The 17,075-nt window shown below is 53.2% G+C and carries 16 protein-coding genes and 1 tRNA gene; 13 read left to right on the forward strand and 4 right to left on the reverse strand.

All coding sequences use genetic code 11. The annotated features are described in order from the left end of the window. Nucleotides 1-5: 5 nt before the first annotated feature. Nucleotides 6-1,106, reverse strand: a complete 1,101-nt coding sequence (locus tag CHH75_RS17790) for an alpha/beta hydrolase family protein (protein ID WP_255223061.1) — start codon at nucleotides 1,104-1,106, stop codon at nucleotides 6-8. Between the two features lie 209 nt (nucleotides 1,107-1,315). Between CHH75_RS17790 and CHH75_RS17795 the strand changes: the two genes are divergently transcribed. The 5 genes from CHH75_RS17795 to CHH75_RS17820 all read left to right on the forward strand — a co-directional run bounded on the left by CHH75_RS17795 (nucleotide 1,316) and on the right by CHH75_RS17820 (nucleotide 4,466). Further along, nucleotides 1,316-1,388: transfer RNA gene (locus CHH75_RS17795), tRNA-His, on the forward strand. A gap of 292 nt (nucleotides 1,389-1,680) precedes the next feature. Continuing rightward, complete coding sequence (locus CHH75_RS17805; protein WP_095266243.1) at nucleotides 1,681-2,412, forward strand: ZIP family metal transporter; 732 nt, start codon at nucleotides 1,681-1,683, stop codon at nucleotides 2,410-2,412. Between the two features lie 72 nt (nucleotides 2,413-2,484). After that, nucleotides 2,485-2,745 carry a YqkE family protein gene (locus CHH75_RS17810; protein WP_095266244.1) on the forward strand — a complete coding sequence of 87 codons (261 nt, stop codon included), beginning with the start codon at nucleotides 2,485-2,487 and terminating at the stop codon, nucleotides 2,743-2,745. A 199-nt stretch (nucleotides 2,746-2,944) separates the two neighbouring features. Continuing rightward, nucleotides 2,945-3,664 (forward strand): DsbA family oxidoreductase, encoded by a 720-nt coding sequence (locus CHH75_RS17815; protein ID WP_095398819.1) that lies wholly within the window; start codon nucleotides 2,945-2,947, stop codon nucleotides 3,662-3,664. 211 nt (nucleotides 3,665-3,875) lie between these two features. After that, on the forward strand, nucleotides 3,876-4,466 hold the full coding sequence (locus CHH75_RS17820) for a TVP38/TMEM64 family protein (RefSeq protein WP_095266277.1): 591 nt from the start codon (nucleotides 3,876-3,878) through the stop codon (nucleotides 4,464-4,466). Nucleotides 4,467-4,489: 23 nt separating this feature from the next. On the opposite strand, the gene CHH75_RS17825 is transcribed toward CHH75_RS17820, so the two are convergent. Continuing rightward, complete coding sequence (locus CHH75_RS17825; RefSeq protein WP_095398820.1) at nucleotides 4,490-5,779, reverse strand: MFS transporter; 1,290 nt, start codon at nucleotides 5,777-5,779, stop codon at nucleotides 4,490-4,492. A 260-nt stretch (nucleotides 5,780-6,039) separates the two neighbouring features. On the opposite strand from CHH75_RS17825, the gene CHH75_RS17830 reads away from it, so the two are divergent. From CHH75_RS17830 to CHH75_RS17855, 6 genes are all read left to right on the forward strand, one after another. Then, nucleotides 6,040-6,882, forward strand: a complete 843-nt coding sequence (locus CHH75_RS17830) for a DegV family protein (protein ID WP_095266247.1) — start codon at nucleotides 6,040-6,042, stop codon at nucleotides 6,880-6,882. A 51-nt stretch (nucleotides 6,883-6,933) separates the two neighbouring features. Then, nucleotides 6,934-8,301, forward strand: coding sequence for a beta-N-acetylhexosaminidase (nagZ, locus tag CHH75_RS17835; RefSeq protein WP_095398821.1), 1,368 nt, complete (start codon nucleotides 6,934-6,936; stop codon nucleotides 8,299-8,301). A gap of 256 nt (nucleotides 8,302-8,557) precedes the next feature. After that, nucleotides 8,558-9,466, forward strand: a complete 909-nt coding sequence (gene rpoD, locus CHH75_RS17840; protein WP_230875876.1) for an RNA polymerase sigma factor RpoD — start codon at nucleotides 8,558-8,560, stop codon at nucleotides 9,464-9,466. A gap of 211 nt (nucleotides 9,467-9,677) precedes the next feature. Next, complete coding sequence (locus CHH75_RS17845) at nucleotides 9,678-10,724, forward strand: UDP-N-acetylmuramate dehydrogenase (protein ID WP_095266250.1); 1,047 nt, start codon at nucleotides 9,678-9,680, stop codon at nucleotides 10,722-10,724. Between the two features lie 100 nt (nucleotides 10,725-10,824). After that, on the forward strand, nucleotides 10,825-11,754 hold the full coding sequence (locus CHH75_RS17850; protein ID WP_095398848.1) for a manganese-dependent inorganic pyrophosphatase: 930 nt from the start codon (nucleotides 10,825-10,827) through the stop codon (nucleotides 11,752-11,754). 290 nt (nucleotides 11,755-12,044) lie between these two features. Then, on the forward strand, nucleotides 12,045-12,560 hold the full coding sequence (locus tag CHH75_RS17855) for a hypothetical protein (RefSeq protein ID WP_095398822.1): 516 nt from the start codon (nucleotides 12,045-12,047) through the stop codon (nucleotides 12,558-12,560). A gap of 207 nt (nucleotides 12,561-12,767) precedes the next feature. Here the strand turns inward: CHH75_RS17855 and CHH75_RS17860 are convergent, their stop codons facing one another. Further along, on the reverse strand, nucleotides 12,768-13,511 hold the full coding sequence (locus CHH75_RS17860) for a hypothetical protein (RefSeq protein ID WP_095398823.1): 744 nt from the start codon (nucleotides 13,509-13,511) through the stop codon (nucleotides 12,768-12,770). Nucleotides 13,512-13,780: 269 nt separating this feature from the next. Between CHH75_RS17860 and CHH75_RS17865 the strand changes: the two genes are divergently transcribed. Both CHH75_RS17865 and CHH75_RS17870 read left to right on the forward strand, forming a co-directional pair. Continuing rightward, nucleotides 13,781-15,271, forward strand: a complete 1,491-nt coding sequence (locus tag CHH75_RS17865; protein WP_095266254.1) for an alpha-N-arabinofuranosidase — start codon at nucleotides 13,781-13,783, stop codon at nucleotides 15,269-15,271. 13 nt (nucleotides 15,272-15,284) lie between these two features. After that, the gene (locus CHH75_RS17870; RefSeq protein WP_095266255.1) at nucleotides 15,285-15,569 is read left to right on the forward strand and encodes a DUF6171 family protein; all 285 of its coding nucleotides are present in this window, start codon (nucleotides 15,285-15,287) and stop codon (nucleotides 15,567-15,569) included. 63 nt (nucleotides 15,570-15,632) lie between these two features. On the opposite strand, the gene CHH75_RS17875 is transcribed toward CHH75_RS17870, so the two are convergent. Beyond that, complete coding sequence (locus tag CHH75_RS17875) at nucleotides 15,633-16,901, reverse strand: MFS transporter (RefSeq protein WP_095398824.1); 1,269 nt, start codon at nucleotides 16,899-16,901, stop codon at nucleotides 15,633-15,635. Nucleotides 16,902-17,075 lie beyond the last annotated feature (174 nt).

A 17,075-nucleotide genomic window follows, 5' to 3' on the forward strand; every position in this document is an offset into this window, starting at 1 on the left:
ATGATTTACGGATATGGGACAGGGCTTTTCAGCCAGTCGAACATCCGCTCAATGGCAGCCGCATGCTGCAGGGCAGGGAAGTGATGCCGCAGCCCCAGGTAAAAATGCGCGTCCACGTGGTAACGCAGCTCCTTCAGCCTGTGGAGCATCCGGTGGCTATGCTCAATTGCCACCAGCTCATCGCTGGTGCCATGCACAAGCAGAACCGGGCAGCGTAGCTGCTCCGCCAAATGGAGCGGAGAGCGCTGTCTGTACTTATCCGGCACTTTGTTAGGCGTGCCGCCGATCACTCTCTTCATCATCCGCCGCAAATCGATCCGTTCTTCATAGGTTTGGGTCAGATCGGACACGCCGCTCCACAGGATCAGGCGTGAGATGTGGCTGCACCTTACAGCCGCCTGTGCCGCATTAATTGCGCCTCGGGAAAAGCCGAGCATATGCATCCGTGCCGAATCGATCCAGGGCAGCTGTGACAGCCAGTGGATAGCGGTCAATACATCATGGGTATCCGAGCCGCCGAACTCATCCCGGCCTTGACTTCCCTCGTTGCCGCGATAGGCAGGCGCGAATACGATATAGCCCTGGGCGGCAAACTCTTCGATCCACTTGAGCTTCACTGCGCCGACTCTTCCGATGCCGCCCCGGCAATAGATGATGAGCGGGAATTTGACTTTGCCTGGGGAGGAGATAACCTGAGAGCCAGCTATAGAAGTGTCAGCTATAAGGCCGGCTACGCCAGGCTGCCCCGTATCCGGGATGTTCTCGCCACGGTTCGTTCCCGCCTGATCATGATGTCCATACGCCAGCCCTTCGGCTGACTGGAGATCAAGCGTGCGCGGTGCGTCATGACGCGTGTCAAGGCCAGAGGCCTGAACAGGGCAGGCCCCTGCATCGCTGTTTGGAAGTGAAGCTGTGTCTTTATGAAGATCCCCGCTCGCGGGGCGGTGATGAAGGGAACAGGCCAAAGTGTTCATGACACAGACCTGATCCATGCGCTGAATGTGCTGAAGCATCGCTTTGATTGTATCGATCGCGGTGTCGGGTGGAAATCCGAGATACCCCTTCACCCGCAGCTGATCGGATATGTAGTCGATCTGATAAATCATGGGTTGATTCCTCCAGTGATTGAACAAGCCTCGCCATAATCGGGCATCCGCCCGCGCGAGGTGAATGCTCCACCAGTATAGACCGTTGCAGTCGGGAGAGCAAATGCCGGTCGGCATCGAACTACGGAATGTGAACAATTACCATTTGCCTTTTGGGGTGATTTCTGCTACATTATTTTTCTGGACGCACTTGATGCGTTCAACTTATGGCGGTCGTGGCGAAGGGGTTAACGCACCGGATTGTGGCTCCGGCATTCGTGGGTTCAAGTCCCATCGATCGCCCTTACAAGGGATGCCTGATGGCAGAATGATTTGCCAAGGAAGTCCAAGCTATTCATTCATTTACGTAGAAAAGGTCGAAGACGGCGCTACACTGAGCCGAATCTTCGGCCTTTTTCGGTTATCATCCGGTCAAGAACGACAATATAATGAGAAGGCGGGCCCATCGGCTTGCACAGATGAGGTTGATGAAGCCGGTATTTTTATATCCGTCATTTACGCTGCGCTAGCTTCCGAGTATGATATTGATGTTGGGTTGCTCGGTATTACTTGCGAAAAGGGGACTACATAAAGTATGGAATCTGCATTGCTGGGAAGTCTCATATCTGCGATGGCGACGGTGCTAGGCGCTGTTCCGCTGCTGTTCGTCAAGACGTTGTCGGAAAAATGGAAGGACATTCTGATCGCTTTTACAGCGGGCATCATGGTGTCTGCGTCTACATTCGGGCTGATGCCGCAGGCGCTGGAGGAATCGGGGATGATTCCGCTGACGATCGGGCTGCTCGTCGGCATCCTCGTTCTGGATTTGATCGAAAGGAATATTCCTCATATCGATGTAGAGAACCGGGCAGGCATCAGTTCGTTTGATACCTCATCTCTGCTGGTCATCATTGCGCTGTGCATCCATAATATTCCCGAGGGCTTGAGCACCGGCTTCAGTTATGCCAGCCAGAACGAGGGGCTGGGACCGATGGTGGCGATCTCGATCGGGGCGCAGAACATGCCGGAGGGGCTGGTGCTGGCCGTGTTCCTGATCAATTCCCGGGTGAGCAAGGCGAAGTCGTTTCTTGTCGTATTTTTGACCGGTTTGATGGAGATGATCTCGGCCGTTATAGGCTATTTCGCCGCCAGTTATATCGAGTGGATGATCGGTTACGGTCTGGCGTTTGCGGCAGGGGCGATGATGTTTATCGTCTACAAGGAATTGATTCCGGAAAGCCACGGCCACGGGTATGAGCGCCCTTCTACGTACTCCTTCATCGCGGGTCTGCTGATCATGGTCTACATCAGCTATTTCTTTGTCTGACGGCTTGCTGTCAGGCGGCTGATAAAGCGGCCCGGAGATGCTATAATAAGGGGGAAACCGAGGTGAGCAGAATTGGCGAAGAAAAAGCGTAATATGCATACGCCGAGACCGGAGCCATCCGACAAGCCCGCAACGCTAAAGGATATGCTGAATCCGCAGGTGCTGGAGCAGCTGAAGGCGACAACCGAAGCGCTGAAGGCCAGCGAGTCCGAGCGTCTGGAGAAGGAGCGCCAGCAGCGGGAAGCGGAGCGGAAGGCCGAGCAGAAGCGCCGTGACAATGATTTCGAATATTTGCTCGAGCATAGCGAAATGGATTGGCGCAAATATAAATAACAGGCAGCCTATGGCTGTCTGTTTTATTTGGCTTCATCAGTCACCAGGCAGATGACCCTGGTTACATCACCTGCTTTTCGGCTCGAAGCAGACCAGATGTGAAGGATAGCCGGAAGCCATTGCAGTAGGACGGATAGAAGGTTACAATTAGTAAGCGGATCGTTTTGAATTTTATGTGAAAAAAGAGGGGGCCTTCGGGATGCAAGTGGAGATTTGGTCGGATTATGGGTGTCCGTTTTGTTATATTGGCAAGCGCCGTTTTGAGCAGGCGCTGGAGCAATTTCCTCATCGGGATCAGGTTCAGGTCGTTTATCGCAGCTTCGAGCTTGATCCGAACGCCAATTATAAGCCGGGCTTGACGCTGGATGAACTGCTGAGCGGCAAGTACGGCATGTCCATCGAACAAGCGAAAGCAGCGAATGAGAATGTGACCCGGCAGGCAGCAAGCGTCGGTCTCGAATACCGCATGGATCAAGCCGTGCCGGCGAATTCCTTCGATGCGCACCGGCTCGCGCATTATGCGTCCCAGCACGGTGTGATGAAGGAAATGACGGAGCGCTTGTTCAAGGCTTATTTTACGGAAGGGCAAAACCTGCAGGACCGGGTGGTCCTTGCCGATCTTGCCGCCGAAGTCGGCTTGTCCCGGGATGAAGCGGCCGCTGTGCTGGATAGCGAGGCGTTCAGCACCGAGGTTCGTGCTGACGAAGAGGCGGCGGCCAAGCTGGGCGTACGGGGCGTGCCCTTCTTTGTGCTCGGCGGCCGGTATGCCGTGTCCGGCGCCCAGCCGCTGGAAGTGTTCACAGATGCCCTTCAGCGGGCTTATGCGGAGTCGAATCCGCTCGTCATCGTCAATGAGGACGGGGATGGCGGAGTATGCACGGATGAAACCTGCGAAGTGAAAGGCAAGGAAAACCAATAACGAAGTCACTGGAACCAGGGAACAGCGCCCGAAGAACGGCCACGGCTTGTGGCAGCCCTTCGGGCGCTGTTGTTGTTGGTGACTGAATGCGCACCCTAATACGAACGTGATTTTTTTGTAGGACCCGGGGATCTTTTTCCTTTATACTAGAAGAAATTGTCCAGAGAAATGGGTGGATTCATTGTATATATCGTTGGGTAATATGGATATCATGTCTTATTTCACAGAAAGCAACCTGGAGCTATGGCTGGAAAATTTCCGTTCCCTTGGCCCGCTGCCGGGCATTTTGCTTACCTTTCTCAAGTCCTTCATCCCGCCGCTGCCCACGATTGTCATCGTTGGGGTCAATGCTGCTGTATATGGCATGTGGCCGGGATTTCTATATTCCTGGATCGGGATGGTTGCAGGCTGTCTGACGACGTTTCTCATCGTCCGGAAGGTGTCCTCCTCGGCGTTCATTGAGCGCTGGGCAGCGAAGCCGAAGGTGCAAAGAGGCCGGCTCTGGATTCAGGAGAACGGATTCAGTTATGTATTTCTGCTAGGCATATTGCCAGTCGGGCCGTTCGTTGCCGTCAACATTGCTGCCGGTCTGGCCCGGATGAACATCATGTCCTACTTGCTGGCTGTTACGCTTGGGAAAGGGATTATGGTGTTCTGCGTATCCTATATTGGAGCGAATGTGTCGGATCTGCTGTCCCAGCCGTTCAAGCTGGTAGGTGTGCTGGCCTTCATTATCGTGTCGCTGGTGCTCAGCCGCAAGCTGGAGAGCTATTACATTCGAAGACATGCTCCCCAGCAGTAACGAAAGCCGCGCGTGAAGCGCCGCTAGAGTGCGGCTGTCGTCGAGGCGGACGGGTCCTTCCGCTCGCGAAACAACCGGTAATAAAGGATGGATGATACGACATACAGCACGCCCGTAATGCAGAAGGTAATGGCATAGCCCCAATAACTGCCGTACGTTGTCACCAGCGAGGATTGAACAGGTCCCATCGTCGCCCAGCCGAGCATGAACGCCGTTTGGGTGATGGAGTTGGCAATGCCTCTGCGGTGGTCAGGCACCCGGTCGATCAGAATGGACGCCTGAATCGGATTGGCTGCATTCATCAAGGCCTGCCGGAACAGGAATCCGAGCGACGCCACTAACAATATGTTGGTGAAGCCGGTCAGCAGCAAGAATGGCAGGGACAGCACCTGGAAGAAGACGACCGCTTTGATCGCTCCGATGCGGTTCACCAGTGTCGGTCCGATCATCATGGACACAATGGTCATTACCTGTCCGAGTGAGATCAGGATGCCGACAGCCGACAAGGAGACGGAGAACCGGTTCGTAAAATATAGATTCAGGTAAGGCACGACGAGGCCTGAGCCTAGCCCGATAAGCAGCTGGGTGGCAGCGAATTGACCGATGATCTTGAACTCGCCGCGCCGATCCTGCAGCTGTAGCTGCGGATTGGGGGCAGCGTCTGCCGCGGCTTTAGGCGGTTCGGATTTTCGTTGTTCGCTCTTCTTCATCTCGGTTGTGAACAACAATGGAATAAAAGCCAGAAAGGTGGCCGTTCCGCCGATAAAGAGCGAGATTTTCAGACTGTCGATTCGGTTTAATCCGAGCACTTGCAGGAAGTCGGCCAGAAATCCGCCGCCCATGCTGCCCAGCACCTGGGATGCCAGCACAAGCGAGGCGTGAATGCTGAAGATGCGCATCCGGTCCGCTTTGGTTGTGTTTTCCGCCAGGAACGGAATGGCAAGCACCTGGAAGAAGGAAGAGAACAGTCCGGTATAAATCGCAAGTCCGAGCAAGCTCCATTCGCTTTCGAGAAATGAGCGGACAATGAGTCCGGCACCGCTAAGCAGTGCGCCGAGCACCAGAATGTTTTTGCGGCTTGTCCGGTCTCCCATGAATCCGATAGGAATAAACATAAGGGCCGTTGCCAGCGACTGAACACTGACGACCGTACCGTTCATGGAGTCATCATACCCCAGGTTTTGTATGTACAGATTGTAGAGCACGCTGAACATGCCGGTTCCGATCTGGTAAAGCACGTTGGCCAGGAAAAACAGCTTGATATTTCGGGGCCATTGTTTCAAATCTTTCGCTGACTGATGTAATAGTTTCATATTGATGAATGCCTCCTGTTTGCAGCAACCTTTATATTTTAACAGTTTCTGTATGGAGGGGAAAGGAAAAATGCAACACTGCTGGTAAGAGGCGTGACGAGTTATCATCGCCCGACCAGCCCCTCTTTAGCCCGAGGCTTCGAGGCGGCTTAATGTTTTCCATTTGCATGCTTGGCCCGGGTAGTCTATCATTGTTGTTTAAAGCGGTATCATTTCAGATGCCGTAGATGAATAATGAAAGCGAGACGTGAGCAGCAATTATGAGATCCATTGCATGGGTGACCGACAGCACTTGCACCATTGATCCTTTTTTTGCCAGGGATAACCACGTGTATATCGTCCCGTTACGATTGATCGTGGGGGAGGAAGTGTACAGAGAGAGCATTGACATTTCAGCAGAAGACTTCTATGAAAAAATGAAGAACGAAAGCAAAATCAGCAGCTCGCAGCCGCCAGTCGGCGAATTTATCGAGCTGTACGAGCAATTGAAGGACAAGTACGATGATGTTATTGCCATCCATTGTTCATCGGAGCTTAGCGGTACTCTCCATGCGTCCTTGCAGGCAGCAGAGATCGCTGAAGTGAATGTCGTCGGGATTGATTCCCAAGCAGGCGCATTCCCGCTGCGTGAAATGATTGAATCCGGCATCGAATGGTACAAGCAGGGAGATACGGTAGGGGTTATTAAGGAGAAGATCCAGAACATGGTGCAAAATTTGCGGTTCTATCTGATTCCGGCGAGCCTGCACCGGCTGCACAGCAGCGGCCGTGTATCCGGCACACAGCTTGCGGTCAGCCAGCTGCTGCGCATCCATCTGCTTCTTCGCTTCGATCAAGGGAAGATCGTTGTTGCAGAGAAGATTCGGACGTTCAAAAAAGCCCGCCAGCGTATGATGGACGTGCTGAAGGAGGATATTAAGAAAATCCGAAAAGTATGTATTATGCATGCCAACAATGAGGAAGAGGCCAAGCAGATGGAGCAGGAGATCACCAGTTCCCATCCATCCTTGCAGACGGAGATTATGACCTTTATTCCTGTGGTCGGCATTCATGCCGGTGAAGGAACGATCGCCATGTCATGGATTCGCAATCATACAAGGTAAGAAGCAGCACATTAGCATCGCAAGTTGCGTGCGAGAGGGGGCGGGGACAAGATGTTCAGGAAATGGTCGATAGCGTCCTGGCTGCTGCTTGTTGTCCTCCTGGTGCCGCTCGTCAGCTGCGCTGGGGGCGCTAGCTCAGGCACGGGAGCGACAGATGCCCCGCACGAGGCGTCTGAGTCTGGGGCCGGCGGAGATACGTCAGGGCAGGAGTCCCCTTCGCCGGAAGAGCCCGGTGAGCAGGATGCGGGGAACGGCAGCGATGACTTGGCACCTGTTGAGGATGAAGGGGAAGACAACGGTTCTGGCCCGGACTCCGATGCTATGCTCCAGGCTGCAGCCGAACTGAGCCGCCTTGAGCTTGATGAGAAGATCGGCCAGCTCGTCATGGTAGGCATCGACGGGACGAAGATGGATGAGACCACCCGCCGCCTGATACGAGACGATCATATCGGCGGCATTATCTTGTTCAGGGATAACATCGATAGCATGGAACAGGCGGTAGGGCTCATCAATGAGTTGAAGAGGGAAAATGCCGACAATCCGGTTCCGTTGTGGCTCAGTATCGATGAGGAAGGCGGGCGTGTCACCCGCTTCCCCGAGTCGTATGTGAAACTGCCGTCAAGCCGCGACGTCGGCGGCAAGGGGGATCGAGAGCTTACCGAAACCTTCGGTTCGCTCATAGGGGCAAGGGTGGCCTCGCTGGGGCTGAACATGGTCTATGCACCGGTGCTGGATGTGGATAGCAATCCGGACAATCCGGTCATCGGCGACCGTTCCTTCGGTACGACGCCGGATAGAGTGGCCAAGCACGGCATCGCATCGATGAAAGGCATCCAGCGCGAAGGCGTCGTGCCGGTGGTGAAACATTTTCCCGGCCATGGCGATACCGCGGTTGATTCCCACATCGGATTGCCTGTTGTAAAGCATAGTCTCGAACGTCTGCACGAGATCGAACTGGTGCCATTTCAGCAGGCGATCGAGCAAGGAGCCGATGTGGTCATGGTGGCCCATCTGCTGATGGAAAGCATCGATCCGGATACGCCTGCATCCTACTCCAAGCCGGTCATTACCGGTTTGCTGCGCGAGGAGCTTGGCTTTACCGGCGTTGTCATCACGGATGATCTGACGATGGGCGCTGTTGCCGCCACCGCGGACATCGGCGAGGCGGCTGTGGCCTCGATAGAAGCCGGAAGCAATATCGTCATGGTCGGGCATGATTATGCCAAGGAGGAGGCTGTCATCAAGGCGCTGCAGCAGGCGGTTGAATCGGGGCGCATATCCGAGCAGATGCTCGATGACAGGGTTCTAGCCACTCTGGCGCTGAAGCAGAAGTACAATCTGGATCACGAGGAAGTGCCGATCCCGGATATCAACAGGCTGAACAGCGAGGCGGAAGCGGTGCGCAAGGCCATTAAATAGGTCCGGGCTCAGGCAGGCCTGGCGCTTCCTATAACATGATAAAACCCGATCTCAGGAAGAGATCGGGTTATGATGGTTCATTAATTATACTAAAATGTTGAAAAAAAATCGAAAACATGATAGAATGAGGGGTAAATAATTATTGGGCATTTGTCATAATAATCTAATATTAGATTAGCACAAAATATTGGGAATGTCAACAGGGGGGCATAGAATGGAAAACCGTCAGAGTGCGGATTTTGCATTGGAACGTGAGATGGAAGAGGCGGAAAAAACGGCAGCTTCTCCAGCAGAAGATTTTTCCGTTCATGATGATCTATCGCTTCCGCCAGGCATCAAGATCAGCGATCCAGTTCGTATGTACCTGAAAGAAATCGGTCGTGTTCCCCTTCTCTCGGCAGATGAGGAAGTGGAATTATCGAAACGAATAGAGCAGGGGGACGAGGACGCCAAACGCCGGCTTGCGGAAGCCAATCTTCGTCTCGTCGTCAGCATTGCCAGACGCTATGCAGGCCGAGGCATGCAGTTTCTTGACTTGATCCAGGAAGGCAACATGGGTCTGATCAAGGCAGTTGAGAAATTCGACTACTCCAAAGGGTTCAAATTCAGCACATACGCAACCTGGTGGATTCGTCAGGCAATCACGCGTTCTATTGCGGATCAGGCCAGAACCATCCGGATTCCGGTTCACATGGTTGAAACGATCAACAAGCTGGTCAGAGTGTCAAGACAGCTCCTGCAGGAGCTGGGGCGCGAACCGACGCCGGAGGAAATTGCTAAAGAGATGGACATCAGTCCGGAGAAGGTCAGAGAGATACAGAAGGTATCCCAAGAGCCTGTATCGCTGGAAACCCCGGTCGGGGAAGAGAGCGATTCGAATCTTGGCGATTTTATCGAGGACCAGGACGCGCTTGCTCCGGCAGACGCGGCAGCGTTCGAGCTGCTGCGGGAACAGCTGGAGGAAGTGCTGGATACGCTCACCGAGCGTGAAGAGAATGTGCTTCGCCTCCGCTTCGGGCTCGAGGACGGAAGAACCCGTACCCTGGAGGAAGTCGGTCAGGTATTCGGCGTTACCCGGGAACGGATTCGCCAGATTGAAGCCAAGGCGCTGCGCAAGCTGCGTCATCCGAGCCGGAGCAAGCGGCTGAAGGACTTTCTGGAATAATTCGGTACGATATGATGCTTTAAGCATACGATGTTCTGCAGATCCCTTGAGACGGGCAGCCCGCTGCCGTTTCAAGGGATTTTTGTTTAATCTGTCGCTTGTGACGGCTCAGATTGACACCGGTCAAGGAGTTGCATCATAATGATGTAGCATCCCGCAATGGATTAGAAACTGTCCCAACAAGCGGGCGGTAGAGGGAGTGACAGACAATATGAATGTACATAATTCCGCTGTAGAGCGACTGTGCAGGCGCAATGTCCCTTTGGCGAAATTTTCAACATATGGCATCGGCGGTAACGCCAACTATCTGGCTATGCCCGAGACGAGCGAGGAACTGGCCGAGCTGCTGCAGGACTGCAAGCGGCGCGGAATGCCCTGGTTTATTTTTGGCATGGGCTCCAACATTCTTTTTCCGGACGAACCGGGGAGGGACACGGTGTTTATCACCTTGAAAAATATGGCGGAGATCAAGGCGAACGAAGATCGGTGGTATGTATCTGCGGGCACGCCGATGTCATTGTTATCGCTGCTCGGACTCGTTGGCGGAACCGATATGCTGGATTTCACATTCCTGCTGCCGGGATGCCTGGGAGCTGGCATTTATATGAATGCCAAATACAATGCACAGCAAATTTGCGACATCGTGGATGTTGTCTATTATATCGATACCGAGGACCCTTCGCTTCAGGTGCGTTCCATTTCTGCCGAGGACTGCCGGTTTGCTTACAAGCAATCGATCTTTCAGCAGCATCCCTGGATCGTGCTCGGAGCGGATCTGAAGCTTTGCGTCAGCTCCGAGGAACAGGTGAGAACCGCCGCTGTATTGCTGGCAGAGTGGAAGGCCCGGGGGAGTCACCCGTCTTCGTTGCCGAGCTTCTTTTCATTCTTCCTCGGAGAGATCCATTCTTTGGCCGGACGGGGCATTCAGACACCGCAAACGATGCTCGATATTATCCGCTACCGTACAGGCAAGAAGCACTTCGATTATCCATCATGCGGCTCGGTGTTTAAGAACAATTATGATTACGGTGTTGCGACAGGCTTCCTGGTTGACAAGCTGAACCTGAAAGGGACGGAGCATGGGGGAGCGATCATCTCGCCGCATCATGGTAACATGATTTTGAATTACAATCAGGCGACCGCCGCGGATGTCATCTATCTGATTAATCTCATTACCGAGGCTGTCCATAAGGAATTCGGCTTTGTTCCGGAGCCGGAAATTGTGCTGGTTGAAGAGAAGGACAAAAATTCTCTGTAAAGGAATTGGAATAAGTAGATTTTAACGCTATAATCAGATAGGTGAGCCTCTTTTATCGAGGTGGAAGAGGAATATGAATAGAATGAAAGGAGCAGTATACATGGCAAAAACATTGATCTTTGGTCACAAAAATCCGGATACGGATACGATTTGTTCTGCGATTGCTTATGCGGATCTGAAAAATCAACTGGGTCTGTCCGCCGAGCCTGTACGTCTGGGCGAAGTAAATGGAGAGACGCGTTACGCACTGGATTATTTCAAGGTGGAAGCGCCGCGTCTGGTTGAAACGGTAGCGAATGAGGCGGAGGAAGTCATCCTGGTCGATCATAACGAGCGCCAGCAAAGCGCTAGCGATATCGATAAAGTGCGCGTGGTGGAGGTTATTGACCATCACCGGATCGCCAATTTTGAAACAAGCCAGCCGCTTTACTATCGTGCCGAGCCTGTCGGCTGCACAGCAACGATTCTGAACAAGCTGTACAAGGAGAAAGGCGTGGCCATTCGCAAGGAGATCGCCGGACTTATGCTATCCGCCATTATCTCGGACTCGCTGCTGTTCAAATCCCCGACCTGCACGGAGGAAGACGTTGCCGCTGCGCGCGAGCTTGCCGAAATCGCAGGCGTGGATGCGGAAAGCTATGGCCTGAGCATGCTCAAGGCCGGTGCGGATGTCAGCGACAAAACGATCGCCCAGCTGCTGTCGCTGGATGCAAAAGAATTCCAGATGGGAGAAGCGAAAGTGGAGATCGCCCAGGTGAACACGGTGGATACCAACGATGTGCTGTCCCGCCAAGCTGAGCTGGAAGATGCAATCCACACAATCATCGCCGACAAAAATCTCGATCTGTTTGTGTTTGTAGTAACCGACATCCTGAACAATGATTCCGTTGCGCTCGCGCTTGGAAAAGGGTCACAGGCGGTTGAGAAGGCCTACAATGTCACGTTGTCTGATAACAAGGCGCTTCTGAAAGGTGTCGTTTCCCGGAAATCCCAGATCGTCCCTGTACTTACGGAAGCTTTCACAAGCTAATCGCTTGCGAGCTGACCGGCCTCTTGCACAGAGGCCGGTCTTTTTTGCGTTTCAATATACAATCCCCCGCCCCCATTACGGCTGCTCCTGGACGAAGATTGAAATATTGTCATGTAAATTATAACAATCTGAAACCTTTATTCCGGAAATCAGATCATATAATAAGGATGCATATACTTATAAAAGGCGCGTTTGAGACGGCCAGCCTCCGGGTAATTTTTTCTGAAGGCAAAGCCTGCCCATATTAGACCTATCAATCACATCCCAACGTGAAGGAGCGACGACGGGAAATGAAAAAATCAGCATGGAGAATGGTGTTGTTCACTATCATTGTGCTCATGATGACAACCACCTCAGGAATGGCGTCAAGCAATAGCTATGAGCCTGTTCCGGAAGCTTCCAACCAGCAGGCGGTGTACATTCACTCCCTCGACATCCGGGATGGTCAGTTGTACCTTGATGTGGATCCGATCACCTGGTATGAAGGAGAGGAAGCGGACAAGGTGTTCCGCGAGCGGGTACAGGATCCTGAGATGACAGAAGCGCCGGACGGTTATTATATCGTGAACGATACCGAGGAGCATATAACACTGCCAGTGGATGAGCATGCGGAGATTCTGCTTCAAATTTATGATCGCACAGGCCAGTGGGAAGATGTGCAAATCGTCTGGAATGAGAAAGTAGCCCTGTCACGCTTTGGGGAGCTGTTCGCCAACGATGAGCTTGTAGATATGAAGTGGTTCCCGTATCACATCACCGTCAAGGACGGTGTGGTTGTCAAAGTGATCCAGCAGTACATTCCATAAAATAATCTGACACGCCATAACCATCAGCATAACAGAAAGCTGCCCGCGACCGGGACCGGCCACTGTCTGAAGGACAGGGAGGAGGTTCTCCGGATTTCGCGGGCAGCTTTTTCTAATGGTCGCGGCTTGTACGTATTCCGCGGTGCAATCAGGCACTGTGGTTTTCACCTTCGCCTCAGCGCGAACCGTAGCGCCATGCCTCCGGCATCAGCTGTGATGGCCGGCCGGGGGCTGCTTCGGGTACATCAGCTTGCCATGTACAAATTCGGTCACAAACTGGTTCAGCTTGGCGATGCGCTCGTCATATTTTTCCTTGGTGATCTTTCCGTCTTTCAGCTTCTGGTCCAGGCGCTGCGTAATGGATTTGACCTGGAAATCGATCACGTCCTGTACCGGCACGCCCTGCGCTTTGGCAATCTCGGCAAGGCTTTTGCCTGCCTGAAGCTGTTGTCTCAGCTGCTCCGGTGTCATCTTTAACAGCCTGGCAAGCTCGTTGCTGTCGGCCATCGCTTTGCCGTAGTGGTACGCCCGCGCATGCCATCCGCCTTTTGAATCAAGCAGCCGATCGGCTGCGGCGGAGTAATCCACCGTTTTTCCGGATGTGGATGGATGGGAAGCGGCGCGATCCTTCATGATTTCCATCACTTTTTCCTTGATTTGCTCACGGGGAATGCCCTGTTGCTTGGCGATTTCAGCCAGTGAAGAAGTTTTCAGCTTTTCTTTCAGCACCTGCGGTTCCAGCTTCACATAGTCAGCCAAGGCCCGGAACCATTTGCCATGCTTCCCTTCTGCATGCGGATGGCCCCCCGGCTGCTGTGACCGGACTGACGGCATTGTCTCTTTCGGATTCTGCGCAGACAGCGCTTCTGCAAATGCAGGAAGACAGCATCCGAGGGCAAGGATTAACAGCAAAGGCAGCAGCGCTGCCAGTTTCAGATTGTTCCTGTTCATATGTGTAACCACCTTTCTTGATGATGGGCTTTGGATTGGCCCATGGTTGTCCAGTATGCCAAGTTCATCTTTTAAAATAACCGTATCCCTGGAGAAAAATACATAAAATGGATCCCGATTTGCCGAGTTGTCATCCATGTGGCCGGGTTGAAAACGTTTAATATTTTCGGTTGACGAATGCATCATGTCGGCGTTATTATTTGTTTAAGTAAATGATGAATTGTTTTAATTAAATGTGTAAAAAAGAAAACGTGAGGAGAGAAGAAGCGATGAGTCATGAAATCACGATTAATACGGATGTAACGAGAGGGAAGATTAACCGCAATATTTATGGCCATTTCTCGGAGCATTTGGGACGCTGCATCTATGAAGGAATCTGGGTCGGAGAAGATTCGCCGATTCCGAATACCGAAGGGATCCGCAACGACGTTGTGGAAGCGCTTAAGAATTTAAATATCCCCGTATTGCGCTGGCCGGGCGGCTGTTTTGCCGACGAGTATCACTGGAAGGATGGCGTGGGACCGAGGTCGCAGCGCAAATCGATGATCAATACCCACTGGGGCGGCGTGGTGGAGAACAACCATTTCGGCACGCATGAATTCCTTCGCCTCTGCGAGTTGCTGGAATGCGAGCCTTACATATCCGGCAACGTGGGAAGCGGTACGGTTCAGGAGATGTCCGAATGGGTGGAGTACATGACCTTTGATGGGGTGTCTCCGATGGCGGACTGGCGCAAGGAGAACGGCCGGGAGCAGCCGTGGAAGCTGAAATATTTCGGGGTCGGCAACGAGAACTGGGGCTGCGGGGGTAACATGCGGCCAGAGTATTATGCGGATCTGTACAGACAATATCAGACCTACGTGCGGAATTATGGCGATAATACCATTTATAAAATTGCCTGCGGTCCGAACGTTGACGATTACCGCTGGATGGAAGTGGTCATGAGAGAGGCGCATCGCTTTATGGATGCGATCAGTCTGCATTACTATACCGTGCCTAGAGAATGGTCGGATAAGGGGGCGGCGACCGGATTCCCCGTTCAGGAATGGTTCCAGACGCTCAAGAAGGCGCTGTATATGGACGAGCTGATCACAAGACACTCCGCCATTATGGATCAGTATGATCCGGACAAGCGGGTCGGGTTGATCGTGGATGAATGGGGCACCTGGTATAATGTGGAGCCGGGAACGAACCCTGGATTTCTGTATCAGCAAAATACGATTCGCGATGCGCTGGTGGCCGGACTTACGCTCAATATCTTCCACGAGCATAATGACCGGGTGGTCATGGCCAATATCGCCCAGATTGTGAACGTGCTTCAATCGGTTATCTTGACGGAAGGGGAGAAGATGCTGCTGACCCCAACCTATCATGTGTTTGAAATGTATAAAGTGCACCAGGATGCCGAGCGTCTTGACACACACTACAGCGGTGGTGCCTATGAGATGGACGGAGAGTCGATTCCGCATGTATCGGTGTCGGCGTCCAGAACCGAAGACGGCAAAATCAACGTCAGCTTGTGCAACTTGAGCCACGCGTCGAAGGCGGAAGTGTCAGTGGCTCTGCGAGGCTTGAAGGGATCGCTGTCCAAAGTGAGCGGTCGTCAGCTGACAGCGGGAGCGCCGGATGCTCACAATACGTTTGAGGCGGCAGACAACGTCAAGCCGGCAGCCTTCACCGACTTCGAGGTTGAAGATCAGACGCTTCGCGCCAAGCTGGCCCCGATGTCGGTTACGGTGCTGGAGTTGAGCGCCGGGTAAAGGAGGGGGAAGCATGCGGCAGCAGGAATCCGGCTGCAAGGGCTGCAGGGAAGAGTACAAGGTAACGGAGGAACAGATCCAGCGTGTGCTGTCCTCCCCGATGTTCAGCGAAGAGCGCTGTGTGCCGAACGATCAATACGAGGCGCGTCTAAACGCCTGCTCCTCGTGCCCGAAGCTTCAAAGCGGGACCACCTGCACCCTGTGCGGCTGCATCGTGCAGATTACAGCGAAGCTGATTGAGAAGCGTTGCCCGTATCCCGGTCAGGACCGGTGGGCTGCAGCGACAGCCGCCGTCTAGCAGATCGAAAGCCTGCCTCCCAGATAATGGGGGCAGGCTTTCCTTATGTCTTTATGTGATGAATCAAATCAGCTGTTTGCGTGCTTTCAGATAACGGTACAGCACCATGCCAAAAACAGAGCAGAGCAGCGCGCACAGTCCGATGAAGCCATAGCCTGCTTGAAGGCCGCGCAGCAGGCCCAGCTCGGTGTCCTGCCCGAACAGCTGCTTGAAGCCATTCGTAATCGCTCCGATCAGATAGTTGCCGATGACGCTGCCGATGCCCATCATCGTCACCACGAAGGTGATGGCGGTGTCGCTCTCTCTAGGATAGCGTCTGGCAATCAGCGCCATCACCGTCGGATAGATCGGGGCAATCCCGATCCCTGCTGCCGCAAACAGAAAGGCATAGCTTTCGCCTCCGAAGATGGCGGCAAAGGTGCATACCCCCGTTAGACCGGACAAGATGATGATCGACAGAGTAAAGCCGATCCGGTCCGTGATCGGGCCGAGCAGCAGCCTCGCTGCGGAGAAGCACAGGAAGAACGCGGACAGCATGCCGGCTGCGGCCGAAGGCTCCCAGCGGTAGGACTTTTCGAGATAATTGACGAGCCAGCCTCCAACGGCCATCTCGGATACGACGCCAAAGGACAGAATAAGGACAATCAGCCACAGCGCCCGGTCCTTGACCAGCTGTTTCAGCGGAATTCGCTGCAAGCCTGTTGCATCATCCGGGGCATCGCTTGGAAACTTGCTCATGGCAGCCGGAATCATCGGAAGCACCGAGAGCATCAGCATGGCAAAATACATCCCTCGCCAGTCCAGCGTATGACCAGCTATCGTAACGGTCATCAGTCCCGTTGCAATCATCGGGGCGACCGTAGAGCTGATGCCGTAGAAGAAGTGGGATAAATTCATCATCGTGCCGGTATTTCTGACAAAGATGCGTGCTGACAGAATAGCGAGGCCGATTTCGAGCATCCCGTTGCCGATATACATCAGGAAGTAGGAAGCTGAAAACCAGGAATAACTATGGGCCCAAAAAATAAATATCCCGGATATCGCCATCGTGCCAAAAGCGAGCATGCTCACCCATTTAATCCCGATCTTGCGCGTCAAAATGGCCGTGAACGAGCAGGCGATCAGGTATCCGAGCGCATTGAGCGACAGCAAGGTGCCGATCTGCATTTCATTCAGATTGAAATCGAGCTGGATGCGTGGAATGGCCGGCCCCTTGATGTTCTCGGAGATGCCAAAAATAATAAATCCCAGAAAAATCGTAGCCAGATGCAGGATGTAGGTCCTGTTCAGCTTGCGCCTCGCAGGGCGGTTCGTTTGCTGCTCGGTGATCATCGCGGTTTCGTTCTCCTATCCGGTGGTATATACACGACTTATTAAACGTGTTTAGTAAGTATCTGTAGCAGATTACCACATCTGTTTGCACTTTAGCAATCTAAATTTTTTTGTGGCTGTACATCTGTTTTTTTCGGAAAAAGCAGTTGACTTAGCAAGGAGCGCATGAGAAAA

It is taken from the genome of Paenibacillus sp. 7541, assembly GCF_002276395.1.
GTDB classification, from domain to species: domain Bacteria; phylum Bacillota; class Bacilli; order Paenibacillales; family Paenibacillaceae; genus Paenibacillus_AQ; species Paenibacillus_AQ campinasensis.